The organism is Novosphingobium mathurense (assembly GCF_900168325.1).
GTDB lineage: Bacteria > Pseudomonadota > Alphaproteobacteria > Sphingomonadales > Sphingomonadaceae > Novosphingobium > Novosphingobium mathurense.
In genome coordinates, this window is record NZ_FVZE01000002.1 from 628,344 (window position 1) to 646,953 (window position 18,610).

An 18,610-nucleotide genomic window follows, 5' to 3' on the forward strand; every position below is an offset into this window, starting at 1 on the left:
GCGTGCCTCTGGGGCATGCCGCGATCGCGGAAGGCGGGTCGTTGAAGATGAAGTACAGGTCCTGGCTCGTTGTCCCGGGCAGCAGCGAGAAGCGTCTGGGTCTCGCCATGGGCACGGGGGCAGACGTGGTCGTCGTCGATCTTGCCGATACAGTGCCCGACGCGGCAAGGCGCGAAGCACGCGCCATGGCGTGCGAGTGGCTATCGGTTCACCGCCGCAATCTTCTCGAACACCGCCGCATGGGGCGCTGGGTGCGCATCAATGCGCTCGATTCGGGGCTGTCGCGCGATGACCTGCTGGCGATCATGCCCGGCGCCCCTGACGGCATCATCCTGCCCGGAGCGACGGGCCCGGACGCGGTCCGGCAGCTTGCCAGTGAAATCTACGAATTGGAGCAGGCCAATGGAATCGCCGCCAACTCGGTGCAGATCATGCCCGTTGCCGGCGATAGCCCGCGCGGCCTGTTCGGCATGGGGCAATATCTCGATGCGCCGCACCAGCGGCTGTTCGGACTGACCTGGAACGCTGGGGGCCTCGGTGTCGCCATGGGCTGCAGGCACCTGCACGGCGACGAGGGCAGGTGGAGCGATGCGGCGCGCCTCGTGCGGGCGCAGACGGTCCTTACGGCGCATGCGAGCAGGACCGTGGCTGTCGATGCGCCTTACGAGCGGTTCGAGGACGAACGCGGGCTGGCAGCCGCGGCGCGGCAGGCGCGCGCCGAAGGGTTCGCGGGAATGTTCGCGATTCATCCCGGGCAGGTGGCAACGATCAACGCCGCCTTTACCCCGAGCGGGGAGGAGCTGTCGCGGGCCCGCGAGATCCTGGCTCTCTTTTCGGCCAACCCCGATCAGGCTTCATTGCCGTTTCAGGGCTGCATGATCGACCGCACGCACCTGGCGATAGCGCGGCAACTCATCGATGCGGCAGACGAGAGTGACGCGGGTTGCGAGGGGCAGCGCCTTTCGGCCTTGCTGCGTCCGGCCTAGTCGGCCTGCCCGGCGGGCTCCGCCGCTTCGGCCGCGGTCGCTTCCTGTGCCGCGGCCTGAGCCTCGTCGGCCGCCGCGGTGGCGTCCGACGTGGTCGGCTTTGCGTTGCTATCGCCGCTTGCCGTCGCTTCCGGATTGGCCAGTGGCGACTGCGAGCGCACGGTGTCGTAGGGCAGCATGTCGTCGGTCACCGAGCGGGGCAGCAGCTTGTCGCCTGCGGCTTCCTTCGGGGCAGAGGCATCGTCCTTGCAGCCGCCGAGGCTCAACGCCGCAGCGCCAGCGATCGAGAGGGCTGTCCAGAACTTCAAATGCCGGTGCATCATTCATGGGTCTCCGGTTTGCCGGCGGCGGGCGGGCAGGGACGTTCAAGCGCGGCCAGGAACGAATCGGCCCGTGCGATCAGCGCCTTGTCCCATGTGTCGAAATCGACGTCATGACCAAGCCGTGCAAGGCTGGTAACGCCGAATTCCTCGATACCGCAAGGCACGATGCCGGTGAAATGCGACAAGTCGGGGCGGATGTTCACGGCAAACCCGTGCATCGTCACCCATTTGCGGATGCGTACGCCGATCGCGCCGATCTTCGCCTCGCGTCCATCGACGTCCTGCGTCCAGATGCCGATGCGGCCTTCGCTGCGGAAGCCCTCGACGCCGAAGTCGCGCAGGGTGTCGATGACCCAGCCTTCGACGGCATGGACGAAACCGCGCGCATCGCGGGCGCGCTTCTTCAGGTCGAGCAGGACATAGCCGACGCGCTGGCCGGGTCCGTGGTAGGTGTAGCGCCCGCCGCGCCCGGCCTCGACGACTTCGAAGCGCGGGTCGAGCAGTTCGGCGGAGGCTGCGCTGGTCCCCGCGGTATAGACCGGCGGATGTTCCAGCAGCCAGATCAGCTCGCGCGCTTCGCCGGCGGCGATCGCCGCATTGCGCAGCTGCATTTCCTCCAGCGCGGCGCGGTAGGGCACCGGTTCGCGGCTCACCCGCAGCTCGATATCACCGGGAAGGGTGTCTGGGCTTGTCATGCCGCGTTGCGTGGCGGCATTCCCTGCGGTTATCAAGTGTCTTTAGGCTGGCGCCTGTGCGACGGCATGCGGAGTAGAACATGAATTTCGACAGCAATCTTGCCTGGAAGCAGGCATCGGGTGCGGTTTCGGCCAATCGCGAGGTGGTCCTTGCGCTGGCCGGCGTGTTCTTCATGCTGCCGCAGCTTGCCTTCGCGATCTTCTTCCCGCAGCCCGAACCGGCTGCGGGGATGAGCGAGCAGCAGATGGTCGAGATGGTCACGACCTACTACAGCTCGATCATGCCCATGCTGATTCCGATGGCCTTCATCCAGGCGCTTGGCACAGTGGCGCTGCTGCGGCTTCTCGACGGCAGTCGGCGGCCCACGGTGGGCGAAGCGATCAAGGGCGGCCTGCGCGGTGTCGTGCCCTACCTGCTTGCGCAATTGCTGAGCGGCTTTGGTCTCGCGCTCGTGGCGCTGGCCGTGATCGGCCTGCTGGGCGCTCTTGCAGGAATGGCCGGGATGTTCGTGGGCGTTGCCATCGTGGCTGCGATCACCGTCTTCGTGGCGGTGCGGCTCTCGCTTACCGCAGCCATCGTCGCCGTGGAGCAGACCAGCAATCCGATTGCGGCGCTGCTGCGCTCCTGGAAGCTGACCGCCGGCAACACCACGCGACTGCTGACATTCTACGGCCTGTTCATTGTCGCGTTCATCGTCCTGCTGATCATGGTCAACGTCGTGATCGGCATACCCCTGGCGCTGTTGGCGCCCGACCATGTCGCGCTGATCGTCGAGGCGCTGGTCGGTTCCGCCCTGAGTGCGCTGATGGCGCTCTATCTCGTGGCGATCATAGCTGCGAGCCACCGCCAGTTGGCCGGAAACTCGCCGGAAGCGGACAGCGAGCCGTTCATCTGAGGCTGGTCATCGCGGGGCCCCGTTGCCGGGGCCTCGACGGAAGGGGTCTCTGCGCGATCCGCCGGAGCAGTCGCAAGGCAAGACACCCTGCAAGAGGGCGCGCAGTTCCAGATATTCAGTGAAATGGAAGGGCGAGGGCCTCAGCCCTCGTCTTCGTCCTTCCAGCCCCAGTAGAGGAAGCACGGCGGCACGTTGATCGCTTCCATGCCGTTGTCGATGCGCTTGAAGTGTCGGGCCATGAAATCGCGCGCACGCGGGGTAAACTGGTAAACCAGGAACGCGCCGCCCTTGCGGATCACGCGATAGGTCGCCGCGGCGATGGCCGGGCCGACGCCGTCCGGCAGGGTCGAGAAGGGCAGGCCGGACAGGACGTAGTCCGCCTTTTCGAAGCCGTGTGCCTTGACGATTTCCTCGACGTCCGCAGCCGAACCCAGCACCGCCTTGAAGCGGCTGTCGCTGATGTTCTTGCGCAGGTATTCGATGAAGAGCGGGTTGGTGTCGATCACGATCAGCATGCCGTCGCGCGGCAGGCGATCTAGGACCGGCTGGCAGAAGGTGCCGACGCCCGGGCCATACTCGACGAAGAGCTTGCAGTTCGCCCAGTCGACCGGCTTGAGCATGCGATTGATGGTAAAGCGCGACGACGGGACGATCGAACCGACCATCACCGGATTACGCAGAAACCCTTCGATGAAGACGCCCCATGGCCCGAACGACCGCTTGATTTTCCGCTTCAACTTCTGGGGCAGTGCCTCACGGGCAAGCTCTGTGCTGGTCATGCTGGCGGAAGCTCTCGCATTGTTGACGTCATTTTTGTGCAGCAAAGGCGGTGGCAGATTCCAGCCGCCTTTGCAAGTTAACGACCCTGTAGGTTCAGAGAATTTCGTGGACCTTGTCTTGCGGACGGCACAGCCTGACGCCCTTGTCGGTTTCGACGAGGGGCCGCTCGATCAGGATCGGTTCGGCAGCCATGGCATCGAGCACGGTCTGCGCATCGGCATCGGGCAGCCCGCGTTCGGCAGCGTCGGTGCCGCGCACGCGCAGGCCTTCCTGCGGCGTGATCCCGGCATCCTTGTAAAGCTGCGCGAGCTTGGCGGCGCTCGGCGGATTCTTGAGGTACTCGATCACCTCGACCTCGACGCCCGGAGTTTCCTCGAGCACGGCGAGGGTCTTGCGCGAAGTGCCGCACTTGGGGTTATGCCAGATGGTCGCCTTCATGGCTTTCTCCTGATTATTCCTCGGGGATGTCGGTAGCGGTGCCGGTGGTGCCGGCAGAGGCAGCGGGTTCGGGCGCCAGCGCGGGGACGGCCCGCGCCGCGTCTTCGGCGGTGATGCCCGGAGCCGGCGCCGCGCTGATGGTCTCTTCGCGGCGCATGACCCGGCCGGCGCGTTGCACCGCGCGCACGAGGCGCGGATAGACGCCGCAGCGGCACAGGTTGGGGATCGCCTGCTTGATTTCCGCCTCGTCCGGGTCGGGATTGCGCGCCAGCAGCGCCGCGGCATTGATGACGATGCCCGGCGTACAGAACCCGCACTGGATCGCCTGCTCGGCGACGAGGGCCTGTTGCACCGGGTGCGAGCGGTCGTCCGAAAGCCCTTCGATGGTCTTGACGAAACGGCCTTCGCATTCGGCAATGGTGATCAGGCACGATCGCAGCGGGGAACCGTCGACCAGAACCGTGCAGGCCCCGCAATCGCCGACGCCGCAGCCGTACTTCGTGCCGGTAAGATTGGCAGCGTCGCGCAGCGCCCACAGCAGGGGCGTCTGCGGATCCATCTCGAATGCGACCGGCCGGTCGTTGACGGTCATGCGCGACATCGGGCTTCCTTATGCGCTGGATGCGCGAAGAGCCAGAGCCTGACGCAAGCCTCTTGTGAAAGCCTACCGGAAACCGACGCGCAGGCCTGCCCAAACGGTGCGCGGCGTGCCGAGGTCGATGGAGCCTGCCTGATCGCGGGTGATGATCGTCTCGTCGGTCAGATTTTCGCCCCGGAGCACCACGGAAACCAGCGGCATGACGGGAACTTTCATATAGGCATCGAGCGTGGTGAAGGCAGGTAGCGCCTGCGTTTGCTGGTCGTCCTCGAACTGGCGACCGACGTGGCGCACCGTCGCCGCGATGCGCCAGCCCGGCTTGGGCAGCCAGGCGATGGTGCCGCTGGCCGCAAGCTTGGGAACCTGCGAAGGACGCATGCCGTCGAGATCGGCCTGGATGCCGCTCGCTTGCACTTCGGAATCGGTCCAGCTCAGCGAGCCGTCGAACTGGACTTGTCCGAGGTCGAGCGCGGCGCTTGCCTCCAGACCGCGCGCGCGGATCGCGTCGACGTTCTGGCGCTGGCGCAAGTTGCCGTCATCGGAGAGGGTGACGTTGGCAATCGCATTCTTGAGCTTGTTGTCGAAAGCCGTCAGCGAGAGGGTCAGGGCCTCGAACGGGCGGGTGTCGACGCCCACTTCGTAACCGCGCAGCTTTTCGAGCTTCAGCGCGGCATTGGCCTGCGTGACCACCGGGAAGACCACGAAGGGACGGTAAAGTTCGTTCAGCGTGGGCATGCGCATGCCGGTGTAGGCGGCTGCGCGCAAGGATACGGTGTTGCTTGGGTGCCACACGAAGCCGCCGCGCACATTGCCGGTCCAGCCCGAACGGTCGGCGAAGGCGGTATCCTCGTTGACCGCGCCGCCGGGCGTGATTTCGCGATAGAAACCGTTGCGGATCGTCCAGCGGTCCGCGCGCCCGCCCGCAGTCAGGACGAGATTGCCGAGCGTCCAGTCGTCCTCGACGTAGAAGCCGACGTCGGACTGGTCGCCACCGGCCCGGCGGATCGCGGTGCGCGCGCCGGTGAAAGTGCTGTAGGGCATTTCCAGCAGTCGCCCTTGGGTCAGGCGGATGTCGGCACCCATGCGCAGGACATGCGCGTCGCCGACCGGGGGACGCAGCTCGAACTTGCCGCCGACGGTGGTCGTCGGCGTCTTGGCCTGGTCCAGCGCCTTCACGAAACGCGTCGAGCTGATCACGACGTTCGAGAAGTCCTGCGCCTGGACATAACCCAGAACGTCGAACTGCCAATCGCCCCGGCCGACGAGACGCAGCGAGGCCTGTTGGCCGGACGAAGTCGAATCCGCGCCCTTGAAGCGCAGGGTACGCCGGTCGTCATAGGCCATGGCCGAGGCCTGCAGTTCGACGGTGTCGTTGAGCGGAGCGACGCCGCGCAGGCTGGCCGACCAGCTGTCATAGGCAGCCCGCGACGAGGCATCGACGCGCTGCGACCCGGGCGTCGTCCAGAAGCCCTGGCCACGGTCCCACTGGACGCTGGCAACGAGGAAGCCGGCCCCGAGATTGGGCGCAAGCGTTGCCGATGTCTGCGTTTCACCGCGATCGTTGACGAGGGCGAGAGCCTGCAGCGGTCCCATGTCGCGCGGCCCGGCGCTGGTCAGTTCGATCGTGCCCGATACCGCGCCGGTGCCGAAGGCGCCCGCGCCGCCGCCGCGGGTCACGCGGATCGAGGCGAGCCGGTCGGGCGTTAGGGCGCTGAGGGGGATGTAGCCGAAGAAAGGATTGGCGACCGGTACGCCATCGAGCAGGACGAGCGTGCGGCTCGACGCATTGCCGCCGAGCGCGCGCAGGGTGACGCCTTGCGCCGAAGGGTTGGACGAACGGCTGTCGGAGCGGCGGAACTGCTGGAACCCGGCGATGGAGGACAGCACGTCCTCGATCCGGCCCGATGCGCTGGTCACGATCTGGTCGCGATCGATCCGTTCCACATCGTATGCCGGTGTCGCAGGGCTTTCCTCCAGCCCGCGCCCGGTCACGACGATCGGTGAGGAGGGCGTGTCGCCCGCATTCTCGGCATGAGCCGGAACGGTGGAAACAATCGCAGCTGCGATGACGAGCGAAGTGCTTGCAAGATAACGAATTCGATCATGGGCCATGCGCGCTTGGATAGTCATAACCGAGATACTTGCAAGTTATTGACGACGACAGTGGAACTCGCTGCAACTTTCGGTTAGTTACCCCTCGTGACCCGCTTGGTTTATTTCCGAGACGGGCGCGCCGGTCCCCTTCGGGGGGAGGGGGCCGGCGCTTCAAAACCTCCGTTTTCCTTGGTTCTTCAGTCAGGTTTGCGCCGGATCGAGCGCGGCGGATGCCGATCTCGCTTGCCGGGCCTGCCCAAGGGCGTAGAATTGCCGAGTGACTGAAGAACAATATCTTTCCGGCCGGATCCTGCTGGCCATGCCGGGCATGTTCGATCCCCGTTTTGAGCGCTCGGTCAACGTAATGTGCGTGCATGACGAGAATGGGGCGTTGGGCATCGGCATCGGTCAGGTCCGCGAAGGCGTGACGTTCCATGATGTCCTTGGCGAACTCGGCATCGATCCCGGCGATGCGCCCGACCGTGCAGTCTGCAACGGCGGACCGGTCGAGCCGGGGCGCGGTTTCGTGCTCCATTCCACCGACTGGGGCGGATCAGATACGATCGCGGTGCAGCCGCTCTGTGCCCTCTCCGCCTCGATGGAAGTGCTGCGCGCCATTGCCGAAGGGCGCGGGCCGAGCCGCTGGCTGATGGCGCTTGGCTATGCAGGCTGGGGCGCCGGGCAGCTGGAAGGGGAAATGCGCCATCACGGCTGGTACGCGGCCGATCCGCATCCCGAAGTGCTGTTCGATACGCCCGTGGAAGATCGCTGGAACGCGACCTGGCAAGCCGAGGGCATCGATCCCGCGCTGCTGTCCAATGCCACCGGGCAGGCCTGACGCCGCTTAGCCCGGCTGGTTTCCTCTCAACTGCGCCAGGTCTGCTGGCACGTCGACATCGGCGTGGATCGCCGGATCCGTGCAATCGACGAAGACAACGTCCGAGCGCTGACGCAGCAGTCTGCCCGCGCCCTGATCGCCCGTGAGCCCGGCAATCGCCGGATAGGCGCGGGCGGATAGCAGCACAGGATGGCCGGGGTGACCGCCCTCGCATGGCATGGCGGCAAAGCCATCGCCGATCGCGCGGGCGAGATGGCTGGCGATATGGTGCGGGATGTGCGGCATGTCGCCAAGGAAGACGTAGGCCCCCTCGGCTCCCGCGGCGGCAGCGATGCCTGCCTGCAAGGACTGCGAAAGGGCCTCGCTGGCGATGCGCACGACGTCAACGGATGGCGAACCTTGCCAGTCCCCGATTTCGAGGCCGGGGCGGGCGACGACGATGACGCGGCTGACCGGCGCGGCGCGCGCGGCACGGATGGCATGGAACAGCAGCGGTTCGCCATTCAACGTCGCGGAGAGCTTGTCGCTGCCGAAGCGCGTCGCCGATCCGGCCGCGAGGACCAGCGCGACGCGCGTCATGCGCGCTCTTTGGCCGGATTGAGGGCCTGCATGATCTCGGCGATGATGCCGGTGGCGACTTCCCACGGCGACTTGCCGAGGCCGGTGATGCCCGGCGATAGGTGCAGGGCGTCCAGTTCCTGCGGCGTCGCTCCGGCAGCTTCGAGAGCGGCCATGCGTCCGGCCGCGCGCGACTTCGCACCGATCATGCCGACATAGCCTGCCTTGCCGCGCAGGGCCGCGAGGCATCCGCCCAGATCGTGGTGATCCTCGTGCGTGGCACCAAGGTATGCCGTCCAGCGATCGACGCCGAGGCGCTCGAGTACCTGGGTCGGCATTTCCCGCAGGTATCCGGAGACCGGAAACGGTGGCGGGGAGGAAGGGCCGTCCGGACGCACAAGGTAGGTTTCGAACTGGGCAAGGGCGCCGAGCTGCGCCGCCGCCAAGGCGCCGGGATCGCCCCCGGAAACGATCAGCCTGCGGGGCGGATCGTAGCGGCGGGAAAGCGAGAAGGGCCGGTCCGTCAGGCTCAGCAGCGCCCCGGGCTGCGCCGAGACACGGCGCACCGTCCCGTCGCTGTGCCACTGGCAGGGCCGACGTTCGGCCGCATGGCGCAGCAGTTCGCGCAGGGCTTTGTCGTCTGGCTGGATGCGCTCGAGCAAGATGTGAAGCGCGCCACCGCAGCGCAGGCGAATGTCGATCCACGGGCTGCCGGCGCCGTAGTGCAGGTGTCGCGGCTCGCCGTCGGCCAGAACGCGCGCGGCGTGGCTGGCGACGTCGCCTTCGATGCAGTCTCCCGAGAAATAGCCGCTCGCGGCAGAACCGTCGAATACCATCTGCGCGCCGGGACCGCGCGGGGCGCTGCCTTCGACGCGGTACAGGGTGGCCTGCACGGCAGGGCGACCGGCAGTCGCTGCCTCCGCCAGAGCGGGACGCACATCGTCGACCCACCCGAAAAGCGGCCAGTCAGCGTTATCGATATGCCCGTCCATCGATCTGTGGTCTGCTCCGGTCAGTGGCGCGGACGTACGGTCCGGCGAAGCGCATTGCAATGCAGGTGCCGGGATGCGCGCCGGGGAGGCAGGTTGCTCCCGCGTTGCAGGGATTAACCTTCAGGCTCGGAAATTTGCGGGGAAGCCGCCCAGGTTTCGTCTTCGCCGATCCGGTCGGCGTAGAGCAGGCGTCCGCCCGAAAGGTGCCAGAGCGCTTCGTTGAAGTTCGAATTGCTCATGGCGAAACAGCCTTCGCTGCGGCCGAGCTTGCCCCACTTTTCGATCATCGTCTGGTCGACGTACCAGGCCGGATGCATGACGATGGCGCGCTGAAGGGCCATCGAATTGTCCTCGTCCAGCCCGACGAGGCGGATCGAGGTGCCGTACTTGCCCTTGTACCATTCGCAGGTGAGGAAGGCCCCGCGCGAGGTGGCTTCGGAGCCCGGCGTGTTGGAAAAGCGCTGCAGCCAGCCGCTGTGCTCCGGATCGGACCCCCTGCCGTGTGCGAGCAGGAAGCTGCGGACGGTTCCGGTCTCGATATTGGCGAAATGCAGGCGCGGTTTCCACGAGGGCTGGGCGAAATCGGCAACCCCGACCAGATCGGTACGCCAGACCTTGTTGCCGACGCGCTCCGCTTGGCGGGCAGCGACGTCCATGATCTTGCGTTCGTAGGGATTCAGGCTGGAGGCGGAAGCGTCGACCGCGAGTGCGCGACCGGGCAAGACAATTCCGGCGCCCGCCGCAATTGCACCCTTGAGAACCGTTCGCCGTCCGACATTCCAATCCATCGGATCAATATAGCGCTTTCCCGCAGCAACTTCCAGTCAGGTCCGCAGCTTGCCGGCCTGCGGTCGGGGCAGGCCGGCGCGCCGGTTCACGGGCCGGAGGTGCCTGCGGGCCGCATCAGGCGACCACCTTGAGCGCGGTTTTCTGGTGCTGCCTGATCCAGTCTTCCAGGACCGGCGCAATCCGGTTGCGCCACTTGCTGCCGTTGAAGATGCCGTAGTGGCCCACGTCTTCGGCGAGGTAGTACTTCTTGCGCTCTTCCGGCAGGTGCGTTGCAAGGTGCAGGGCGGCCCTGGTCTGGCCGATGCCGGAAATGTCGTCATTCTCGCCTTCGACTGCGAGCAGCGCGGTATCGCGGATGCCGCCCAGGTCGATCCGCTCGCCGCGGTGGACGAATTCGCCCTTGGGCAGCGAATGCCTCTGGAACACGTGCTCGACCGTCTGCAGGTAGAAGTCTGCGGTCATGTCGCAGACCGAGCGGTACTCGTCATAGAAGGCCTTGGTGGCAGCCGCGCTTTCCCCGTCGCCTTCGACGAGGTGCTTGAACATGCCGTAATGGCTCATCATGTGGCTGCCCAGGTTCATCGCCATGAAGCCGGTAAGCTGCAGGAAGCCCGGATAGACGCGGCGGCCGCTGCCCGGATAGGTCAGCGGGACTTCGGCAATGACATTGTGTTCGAACCATGAAAGCGGCTGCTGCATCGCGACGTCGTTGACGCTGGTGGGCGCCTCGCGGGTGTCGATCGGGCCGCCCATCATCGTCAGCGTCGCGGGACGGCAGGGGTCCTTCTTGGCGCCCATGATGGCTGCTGCAGCGTATGCCGGAACCGACGGTTGGCACACGGCCAGCATGTGCGTGCCCGGGCCGATGTGGTGGAGGAAATCGACAAGGTAGTCGATGTAGTCGTCGAGATCGAAGCGGCCGGCGGAGGCCGGCACCAGCTTCGCGTCGGCCCAATCGGTGATGTAGACCTCGCACGTTTCCAGCATGCGGGCGACAGTCCCGCGCAGGAGAGTTGCGTAGTGGCCGCTCATCGGAGCGACGATCAGCAGCCTGGGCGCGTTTTCGGGCAGGCCTGGGTGATCGAAGCGCAGCAGGTTGCCGAAGGGGCGGTGGAGCACGATCGCCTCGGTGACGGGGTAGGTGGCATCGCCGATCGACACGGTCTCGATGTCGAATTCGGGCTTGCCGCGCGGGGATGCCGCGTGGGCGAAGACTTCGAGCGCCGAAGCCATGATCGGTCCGAAACCGGAATACCCGATGGGAAGGCTCGGGTTCGTGAGCATTTCGGCACCGACCGAAGCCCAAGCCGCTGCGCCACCAAGCATGGTGCGCTGCAATTCATACATGTTGTAAAGCAAGGTTCATCTCCTGGCCGCCGCACGCAGCCGTCCTGACGATTCCCTTCATTCTGGGGATGAATCGATTGTTGTGCAATGCGGCATTTCCATTTTCAGTCTTTTGCATAGCAATTGTACGACCCTGTGGGCACCTGCAGCCTTGCCCGGGACTCGGGCCTTTCCCTTAGCGTCTCAACGCGGTAAGGGGCCGCGCATGGACGCCAATCCGGGCCAGACCCTAACGCCGCAGAGTGAAGCCTCGACGACAGGCGAGGAATCGCCGCGTCGCAAGAGTCTGGGGCCGCTGCGCATGGTTTGGCGCGAGCTGTTCCACTATCCCGGACGCATGGCGATTGCCGGTTGTGCGCTGATCACCACGGCGACCTCTACCCTCGCGATTCCTTACGGGTTCCGCCAGATAATCGACCAGGGCTTCGCCGAAGGCGCAGACCCGACGGCGATCCGCAAGTGGTTCATCGCCCTGCTGTGCATCGTTGCCGTTCTGGCCGTTGCCACGGCGATCCGTTTCTACAGCGTTTCCTGGCTGGGTGAGCGAGTCGTTGCCGACATTCGCCTGCGCGTCCAGCGCCACCTGCTGTCGCTTTCGCCCAGTTTCTTCGAGGAAAACAGTCCCAAGGAAATCGCCTCGCGCATGACCGCGGACACCGCGATCATCGAGCAGATCGTCGGAACGACCGTCTCGGTCGCCTTGCGTAACGCGATCATGGCGATCGGCGGCGTGGCCTACCTCTTTGCCCTGGCCCCGACGCTCACGATCGGCCTGATCGTCGCGATTCCGCTCGTGATCTTGCCGATTGCGACATTCGGCAGGAGGCTGCGGGCGGTCTCGCGCACCAGCCAGGACCGCGTGGCCGACATCGGCGCGATGACCTCGGAAGTCTTCGGCGCCCTGCGCGTGGTGCAGGCCTTCAATCAGGAAGGCCGCGAGATGGGCCGCTTCGGCGAGGCGGTCGAGCGCACTTTCGAGACCGGCAAGCGGCGCATCACCATCCGCGCGATCATGACCGCGGTCATCATGTTCCTCATCTTCGGTTCGATCACCGTCATCATGTGGCGCGGCGCGGTCGGCGTTGCGGAAGGCACGATCACCGGTGGCACGATCGCGGCATTCGTGGTTACGGCAGGCATCGTAGCGGGCGCCTTCGGATCGCTGACCGAAGTCTATGGCGATCTCGTGCGCGGTGCGGGCGCGGCCAGCCGCCTGGCCGAACTGCTGGGCGAGCGTCCGGCGATCTCGCCTCCGGCGCGGCCGCAGGCGATGCCCAGTCCGGCGCGCGGCAAGCTCGCCTTCGAGAGCGTGACGTTCCGCTATCCCACCCGCCCCGAACTGGCGGCGCTCAAGGATTTCAGCCTGACCGTCGATCCCGGCGAAACCGTGGCGATCGTCGGCCCTTCGGGGGCGGGCAAGTCGACCCTGTTCCAGCTGGCCGAGCGATTCTACGATCCGCAGAGCGGGTCCATCAAGATCGACGGCGTGCCGCTGACATCGGCCGATCCCGCCGAAATCCGCCAGCGCATCGCGCTCGTGCCGCAGGAGGGCGTACTGTTTGCCGCCAGCGCACGCGACAACCTGCGTTACGGCAATTGGACTGCGGACGACGAGGCGATCTGGCAGGCCGCGCGCGCCGCCAATGCCGAGCAGTTCCTGAAGGACCTTCCACAGGGCCTCGACACCTTCCTCGGTGAAGACGGCGCCCGCCTGTCCGGTGGCCAGCGCCAGCGCATCGCGATTGCCCGCGCGCTGCTGCGCGAGGCGCCGATCCTCCTGCTCGACGAGGCGACCAGCGCGCTCGACGCCGAAAGCGAGCGACTGGTGCAGGACGCGCTCGACCGCCTGATGAAGAGCCGCACGACGCTCGTGATCGCGCACCGCCTTGCGACGGTAAGGCAGGCCGACCGCATCATCGTCATGGATGACGGGCGCATCGTCGAGCAGGGCACGCACGACACGCTCTCGGCTGCGGGCGGGCTTTACGCGCGGTTGGCATCGCTGCAATTCGACATGCGCCCCGACCAACGCTCGCCGCAGGACGCCTAAAAGACTGGAATTGCGCAACAAGGAAATTATGTTGCGCTTCATTGGCGGGTCATCCGGACTCGTTCAGTCTCGTGTCGAACAATCCGAAAAAGGATCAGGCATGCCTCGAATTCTCGGCAGGGCGCTTGCGTCGAGCGCCGCCATTTCAGCTTTCGTATTCAGTCTTTCCGCCTCCCCGCTGATTGCGGCCGACAATCCGGCAACCGCCGATTGGGGCGATTTCGGGGTCCAGACCCAGTGGATGGAAAAGGACGTCAAGCCGGGCGACGACTTCGACACGTTCGTGAACGGCAAATGGATCGAGACCACCGAACTGCCTTCCGACCGCACCCGCTGGGGTTCGTTCGACGAATTGCGGGAACTCTCAACCCAGCGCCTTCACGGCATCATGGATGATCTTCTGGCATCCAAGCCGGCGCCGGGAACCGACGCCGCGCGAGTCGCGGCCGCCTATTCGGCGTTCATGGATACCGACGCGATCAACGCGGCCGGGCTCAAGCCGGCGCGTCCCTATCTCGATGCGATCTTCGCGGCGAAGACGCCGACCGACCTGATGAAGCTCTTCGCCTCGCCGGGCTATGCATCGCCGCTGGGCGTCTATGTCGATGCCGACCCCAAACAGAGCGATGTCTACGCGCTGCAGGCCGCCATCACCGGCCTTGGCCTGCCTGACCGCGACTATTACCTCAAGGACGATGCGCGGTCGCAGGAAATCCGGGCCAAGTATCTCGATTACCTGACTTTCGTGCTTGGCAAGGCGGGCTACGCCGATCCGGCTTCGGCGGCCAAGGCGGTCATGTCGCTGGAAATGCGCATCGCCCAGGCCGACTGGGACCGCGCCGCCGCGCGCAACCGCGACCTCACCTACAACAAGCTGTCGATGAGCGATTTCGAGGCGTTCGGCTCCGCCGGCCTCGTGCGGACCTTCATGGATACCGTGGGCGCGGGCAAGGCGAGCTACGTCATCGCTTCGGAGATTCCGCCGACGGCCGAGGAGCTCAAGGAAGCCAAGATCGACGCGGCCAAGGCCCAGACCCTCTTCGGAGGCGGGCTCCCGGCCGCGATCAAGCTGGTCGACGAAGTGCCCGTCGCGGTCTGGCAGGCCTGGCTGGCGGCGCACTTCCTGCGCGACCACGCTTCGGTCCTGCCCAGCGACATCGACGATGCGACTTTCGACTTCTACGGCAAGACGCTGACCGGCCAGCCCGAACAGCGTCCCCGCTGGAAACGCGGCATCAGCGCCGTCGAGGGGATGGCCGGCGAACTGCTCGGCAAGATCTACGCCGAAAAGTACTATCCGCCCGAGAACAAGGCGGCGATGGAGGATCTCGTCGCCAATCTGCGCAAGGCGATGGCGCTCAACCTGAGCGACCTGTCGTGGATGGGCGCGGCGACCCGCAAGGAAGCCGAGGCCAAGCTCGATGCCTTCACGCCCAAGATCGGTGCGCCCGCTACCTTCAAGGAATACGAGGGCCTGACTTTCACGGGGAACGATCCGCTGGGTAACATGATGGCCGCGGGCAAGTGGCAGAACAACTACGACATGAACCGTATCGGCAAGGCGGTCGATCGCGCCGAATGGTTCATGCTGCCCGAGACGGTCAACGCCTACTACAATCCGCCCTTCAACGAGATCGTCTTCCCGGCCGCGATCCTGCAGCCGCCGTTCTTCAATCTCTCGGCCGACCCTGCGGTCAATTACGGCGCGATCGGCGGCGTGATCGGCCACGAGATGGGCCATGGCTTCGACGACCAGGGTGCCAAGTCGGACGGCACGGGCAACCTGCGCGACTGGTGGACGGCTGCGGACAAGGCCAATTTCCAGAAGCTGCAGGACAAGCTCGAAGCGCAGTACAATGCCTTCTGTCCCTACGACGACGGCAAGACCTGCGTGAACGGCAAGCTGACAATGGGCGAGAACATCGGCGATCTGGGCGGCCTCAGCCTTGCCTACCGCGCCTACAGGCTTTCGCTGAACGGCAAGGAAGCTCCGGTGATCGACGGCTATACCGGCGACCAGCGCTTCTTCATGGCCTGGGCGCAGGTGTGGCGTTCGAAGGTGCGCGAGGAGCAGGCGCGCCAGTACCTGATGACCGACCCGCACTCGCCGCCGCATTATCGGATCAACGGCATCGTCCGGAATTTCGACGAATGGTACAAGGCCTTCGACGTCAAGCCGGGCGACAAGCTCTACCTCCCGCCCGACCAACGCGTGCGGATCTGGTGATTTCGGTGCCCGGGGCAGGTCCTGTCCCGGGCATTTTTGCGCGGGGGATCAGCAGGTCATCCCGTTTTTCGACCTGACTATTTTGCATTGCAGCGGGTGCCGCCTTGACTTGCCCGGGCGCTGCGGCTTGGTTGCGCCGCGATGGACCTGACCCTTACCGCAATTCTCCTTGGCATCGTCGAGGGACTCACCGAGTTTCTGCCGGTCTCGTCGACCGGCCATCTCATCCTTGCTACCGAACTGTTCGGATACGATGCCGCCCAATGGGCGACCTTCAACATCGTCATCCAGCTGGGCGCGATCCTGGCCGTGATCGTGCAGTTCTGGCGCACGTTCTGGGCCGTGGGCATGGGCCTGCTCAAGCTTGAGCCCGTGTCGATCCGCTTCGTGCGCAACGTCCTGCTGGCCTTCCTGCCCTCGGCGGTGCTCGGGCTGCTGCTCAAGGACTGGATCGAGGGGCTGCTGGGTCAGCCGAGCGTCGTAGGCTGGGCGCTGATCGTCGGCGGCATCGCCATTCTCGTCATCGAGAAGGTGGCCAGGCAGGGGCCGCTGACCGGCGTGTCCGAGCTTTCGATGAAGACCTGCATGGGCATTGGCCTCGCCCAGTGCCTGGCCATGGTGCCCGGTGTCAGCCGTTCGGGCGCGACGATCATGGGCGCACTGGCGATGGGTGTGGAGCGCCGCACCGCTGCCGAGTTCAGCTTCTTCCTTGCGGTGCCCACGATGATGGGCGCCACCACGCTGGAACTGCTGGGCGCGCGCGAGCAGCTCATGGCAGGTGCCGGTCCTGTCGGCTGGGGCGAGATCGCGGTGGGCTTCGTCGTGTCCTTCGTGGTCGCGCTGGTGGTGATCAAGGCGTTCATGGCTTTCGTCAGCCGCTCGGGTTTCTCGCCGTTCGCGTGGTATCGCATCGCCGCCGGTTCTCTGGCACTTTACCTGCTGACATAGGCCGCATCGCCACAGGCCATGCTGGAACGGGAATGATCTGACATGGGCAAGAAGCAGAAGGACAAGCTGGGCCGCAAGGCCTACGACAAGCTGCTCGAGCCCATGGAAGAGGAACTGGTCGGCATGGCCCGCTGGGCCGCCGCTACCGGCGCGCGCATCCTGGTCCTGTTCGAAGGCCGGGATACGGCAGGGAAGGGCGGGGCGATCAACGCCATCGCCGCCAAGCTCAATCCCCGGCAGGTCCACGTTATCGCCCTGTCCGCGCCCAGTGAGCGAGAGCAGGGCCAGTGGTATTTCCAGCGCTACGTCCCGCACTTGCCGGCCCGGGGCGAAATCGTCCTGTTCGACCGCAGCTGGTACAACCGCGCCGGGGTGGAGAAAGTCATGGGCTATGCGACCGAGCCGCAGGTCCAGGCTTTCCTGCGCGATGCCCCCGACTTCGAAAGGATGCTGGTCGAGGACGGCATCCTCCTGTTCAAGTACTGGCTGGCCTGCGATCAGGAGCAGCAGGAGGAGCGCCTGTTCGAACGTCTCGAGGATCCGCTAAAGCGCTGGAAGCTTTCGCCCGTCGATCTGGCCGCCCGGCTCAAGTACGAGGACTATACGAAGGCGCGGGCGCAGATGCTCAAGGCGACCCATACGCGCCATGCACCCTGGACGCTGGTGGACTTCAATGACCAGCACCGGGGTCGACTCACCCTGATTCGCGACTTGCTCGATCGGCTGCCGGATACCCGCGTCGATCCGGCGCCGCTGGAGATGGAACCGCTCGATCACAAGCCGCTGAAAGAGAAATTCGACGTTCTTGAGCCGATCCGGCCCTTTCCGGAGGACTGAAAGGCCTCGGGCGACTTGACTTTGCGCCGACGCTGAAGCATGGGCCGCAGCCTTGAGGGGCGGTCCTTGCTGACCGTCCTCGATTGTTTTCAACGGACATGCCGGCCGCCAGGGCGGCTGAAACGCAGAGATTACAGGAAAACGCCATGGCGAAGCCCGCAACTGTCAAGATCCGGCTGGTTTCCACCGCCGACACTGGATTTTTCTACGTCACCAAGAAGAATCCGCGGAACACGACCGAGAAGATGAGCTTTCGCAAGTACGACCCCGTCGTGCGCAAGCACGTCGAGTTCAAGGAAGCCAAGATCAAGTAAGGTTCACGGTCGGTTCAAGGCTGTGTACCTAGGGACATAGCCATGAAACGAATGCGAATGACCTTTCGATCCTGTGTTGGCGCGGCCGCTTTGGCCGCGCTTGCCGTTCCAGCCCTCGTTCCCGGTGAAGTGGCGCTTGCCGCCACGAACGCCGAAAGCGCCCAGCTGAACGAGGCGGTGACCGCCCTGCGCGGCATCTCGACGATGCGCGCGGATTTCGTGCAGACCGATCGCACGGGCCAGTCGGTGACCGGCACCCTGACGCTCAAGCGTCCGGGCCGTATCCGTTTCCAGTACGAAAAGAGCGTCAACATGCTGATCGTGAGCGACGGCAAGGCGCTCACGATGATCGACTACGACGTCAACCAGGTCCAGCGCTGGCCGATCAGCAACAGTCCGCTCGGCGCGCTGCTCGATCCCAACCGCGACGTGGCGAAGTTCGGCACGGTCAGGCCCACCGGCAACCCCAACGTGGTCAGCGTCGAGGTGCGCGACAGCAAGCACCCCGAGTACGGCGTGATTACCCTGATCTTCACCCGCAAGCCGTCGGCGCCGGGCGGTCTGGAACTGACCTACTGGGTCGCGCTCGATTCGCAGAACAAGCGCACGACGATCCAGCTCAAGAACCAGCGCTACGGCGTGCCGGTGACGGATAACGACTTCCGCTGGAACGATCCGCGCCGTCGCACTCGTCGATAGGAATCCCCGGTTCGTCGCTGATTGTGTGGCACCTGCGACAAACTGCGACACTTTCCTTAATTCTGTTCACTTGGCAGCAAGCCAATCGATCCTAGATTGATCTTGTCAGAGCGGCTCGAGGCGGGTTTCCCCCCTGTTGCCCGCGCCTCCTTAAGAGCGCTTCTGGCTTAGCGTGACGAACGCTTATGGAACCCTCGACCC

The 18,610-nt window shown here is 65.4% G+C and carries 19 protein-coding genes; 9 read left to right on the forward strand and 10 right to left on the reverse strand.

Annotated elements, in window-relative coordinates; translation table 11 throughout:
* Positions 1-47 precede the first annotated feature (47 nt).
* Positions 48-986 (forward strand): HpcH/HpaI aldolase/citrate lyase family protein, encoded by a 939-nt coding sequence (locus B5483_RS09800; RefSeq protein ID WP_245828913.1) that lies wholly within the window; start codon positions 48-50, stop codon positions 984-986.
* Here B5483_RS09800 and B5483_RS09805 read toward each other — a convergent pair.
* Both B5483_RS09805 and lipB read right to left on the reverse strand, forming a co-directional pair.
* Positions 983-1,309, reverse strand: a complete 327-nt coding sequence (locus B5483_RS09805; RefSeq protein ID WP_079730186.1) for a hypothetical protein — start codon at positions 1,307-1,309, stop codon at positions 983-985. The genes B5483_RS09800 and B5483_RS09805 overlap by 4 nt on opposite strands.
* Positions 1,306-2,004, reverse strand: a complete 699-nt coding sequence (gene lipB, locus B5483_RS09810) for a lipoyl(octanoyl) transferase LipB (RefSeq protein WP_079730187.1) — start codon at positions 2,002-2,004, stop codon at positions 1,306-1,308. The genes B5483_RS09805 and lipB overlap by 4 nt, the downstream gene beginning before the upstream one ends.
* An 80-nt stretch (positions 2,005-2,084) precedes the next feature.
* On the opposite strand from lipB, the gene B5483_RS09815 reads away from it, so the two are divergent.
* Positions 2,085-2,900 (forward strand): DUF7847 domain-containing protein, encoded by an 816-nt coding sequence (locus tag B5483_RS09815; protein WP_079730188.1) that lies wholly within the window; start codon positions 2,085-2,087, stop codon positions 2,898-2,900.
* Positions 2,901-3,040: 140 nt separating this feature from the next.
* On the opposite strand, the gene B5483_RS09820 is transcribed toward B5483_RS09815, so the two are convergent.
* The 4 genes from B5483_RS09820 to B5483_RS09835 form a co-directional block, all read right to left on the reverse strand.
* The gene (locus tag B5483_RS09820) at positions 3,041-3,679 is read right to left on the reverse strand and encodes a class I SAM-dependent methyltransferase (protein WP_079730372.1); all 639 of its coding nucleotides are present in this window, start codon (positions 3,677-3,679) and stop codon (positions 3,041-3,043) included.
* Positions 3,680-3,773: 94 nt separating this feature from the next.
* On the reverse strand, positions 3,774-4,118 hold the full coding sequence (gene arsC, locus B5483_RS09825; RefSeq protein ID WP_054945931.1) for an arsenate reductase (glutaredoxin): 345 nt from the start codon (positions 4,116-4,118) through the stop codon (positions 3,774-3,776).
* Between the two features lie 13 nt (positions 4,119-4,131).
* The gene (locus B5483_RS09830) at positions 4,132-4,719 is read right to left on the reverse strand and encodes a (2Fe-2S)-binding protein (RefSeq protein WP_079730189.1); all 588 of its coding nucleotides are present in this window, start codon (positions 4,717-4,719) and stop codon (positions 4,132-4,134) included.
* Between the two features lie 63 nt (positions 4,720-4,782).
* Entirely contained in the window at positions 4,783-6,828 is a 2,046-nt protein-coding gene (locus B5483_RS09835) for a TonB-dependent receptor plug domain-containing protein (protein ID WP_079730190.1), read from the reverse strand.
* Positions 6,829-7,138: 310 nt separating this feature from the next.
* Between B5483_RS09835 and B5483_RS09840 the strand changes: the two genes are divergently transcribed.
* On the forward strand, positions 7,139-7,648 hold the full coding sequence (locus B5483_RS09840) for a YqgE/AlgH family protein (protein WP_231634627.1): 510 nt from the start codon (positions 7,139-7,141) through the stop codon (positions 7,646-7,648).
* A gap of 6 nt (positions 7,649-7,654) precedes the next feature.
* Here the strand turns inward: B5483_RS09840 and B5483_RS09845 are convergent, their stop codons facing one another.
* From B5483_RS09845 to B5483_RS09860, 4 genes are all read right to left on the reverse strand, one after another.
* Positions 7,655-8,227 carry a nucleotidyltransferase family protein gene (locus tag B5483_RS09845; RefSeq protein ID WP_079730191.1) on the reverse strand — a complete coding sequence of 191 codons (573 nt, stop codon included), beginning with the start codon at positions 8,225-8,227 and terminating at the stop codon, positions 7,655-7,657.
* Positions 8,224-9,198: an XdhC family protein gene (locus B5483_RS09850; protein ID WP_079730192.1), complete on the reverse strand. Its 975-nt coding sequence runs from the start codon at positions 9,196-9,198 to the stop codon at positions 8,224-8,226. The genes B5483_RS09845 and B5483_RS09850 overlap by 4 nt, the downstream gene beginning before the upstream one ends.
* Before the next feature lie 113 nt (positions 9,199-9,311).
* Positions 9,312-9,986, reverse strand: coding sequence for a murein L,D-transpeptidase catalytic domain-containing protein (locus tag B5483_RS09855; protein ID WP_079730193.1), 675 nt, complete (start codon positions 9,984-9,986; stop codon positions 9,312-9,314).
* Positions 9,987-10,101: 115 nt separating this feature from the next.
* Complete coding sequence (locus B5483_RS09860; RefSeq protein WP_079730194.1) at positions 10,102-11,346, reverse strand: polyhydroxyalkanoate depolymerase; 1,245 nt, start codon at positions 11,344-11,346, stop codon at positions 10,102-10,104.
* Between the two features lie 193 nt (positions 11,347-11,539).
* Here B5483_RS09860 and B5483_RS09865 point away from each other — a divergent pair, with 193 nt between their 5' ends.
* From B5483_RS09865 to B5483_RS09890, 6 genes are all read left to right on the forward strand, one after another.
* Complete coding sequence (locus tag B5483_RS09865; protein WP_054945939.1) at positions 11,540-13,384, forward strand: ABC transporter transmembrane domain-containing protein; 1,845 nt, start codon at positions 11,540-11,542, stop codon at positions 13,382-13,384.
* A 100-nt stretch (positions 13,385-13,484) separates the two neighbouring features.
* A complete protein-coding gene (locus tag B5483_RS09870) occupies positions 13,485-15,611 on the forward strand; it encodes a M13 family metallopeptidase (RefSeq protein WP_079730195.1) in 2,127 nt (708 codons plus the stop codon).
* Positions 15,612-15,752: 141 nt separating this feature from the next.
* Entirely contained in the window at positions 15,753-16,559 is an 807-nt protein-coding gene (locus B5483_RS09875) for an undecaprenyl-diphosphate phosphatase (protein WP_079730196.1), read from the forward strand.
* Between the two features lie 42 nt (positions 16,560-16,601).
* Positions 16,602-17,396, forward strand: a complete 795-nt coding sequence (ppk2, locus tag B5483_RS09880; RefSeq protein ID WP_079730197.1) for a polyphosphate kinase 2 — start codon at positions 16,602-16,604, stop codon at positions 17,394-17,396.
* Between the two features lie 146 nt (positions 17,397-17,542).
* A complete protein-coding gene (rpmG, locus tag B5483_RS09885) occupies positions 17,543-17,710 on the forward strand; it encodes a 50S ribosomal protein L33 (RefSeq protein WP_054945942.1) in 168 nt (55 codons plus the stop codon).
* Between the two features lie 57 nt (positions 17,711-17,767).
* Positions 17,768-18,409 (forward strand): LolA family protein, encoded by a 642-nt coding sequence (locus tag B5483_RS09890; RefSeq protein ID WP_079730198.1) that lies wholly within the window; start codon positions 17,768-17,770, stop codon positions 18,407-18,409.
* Positions 18,410-18,610: the final 201 nt, after the last annotated feature.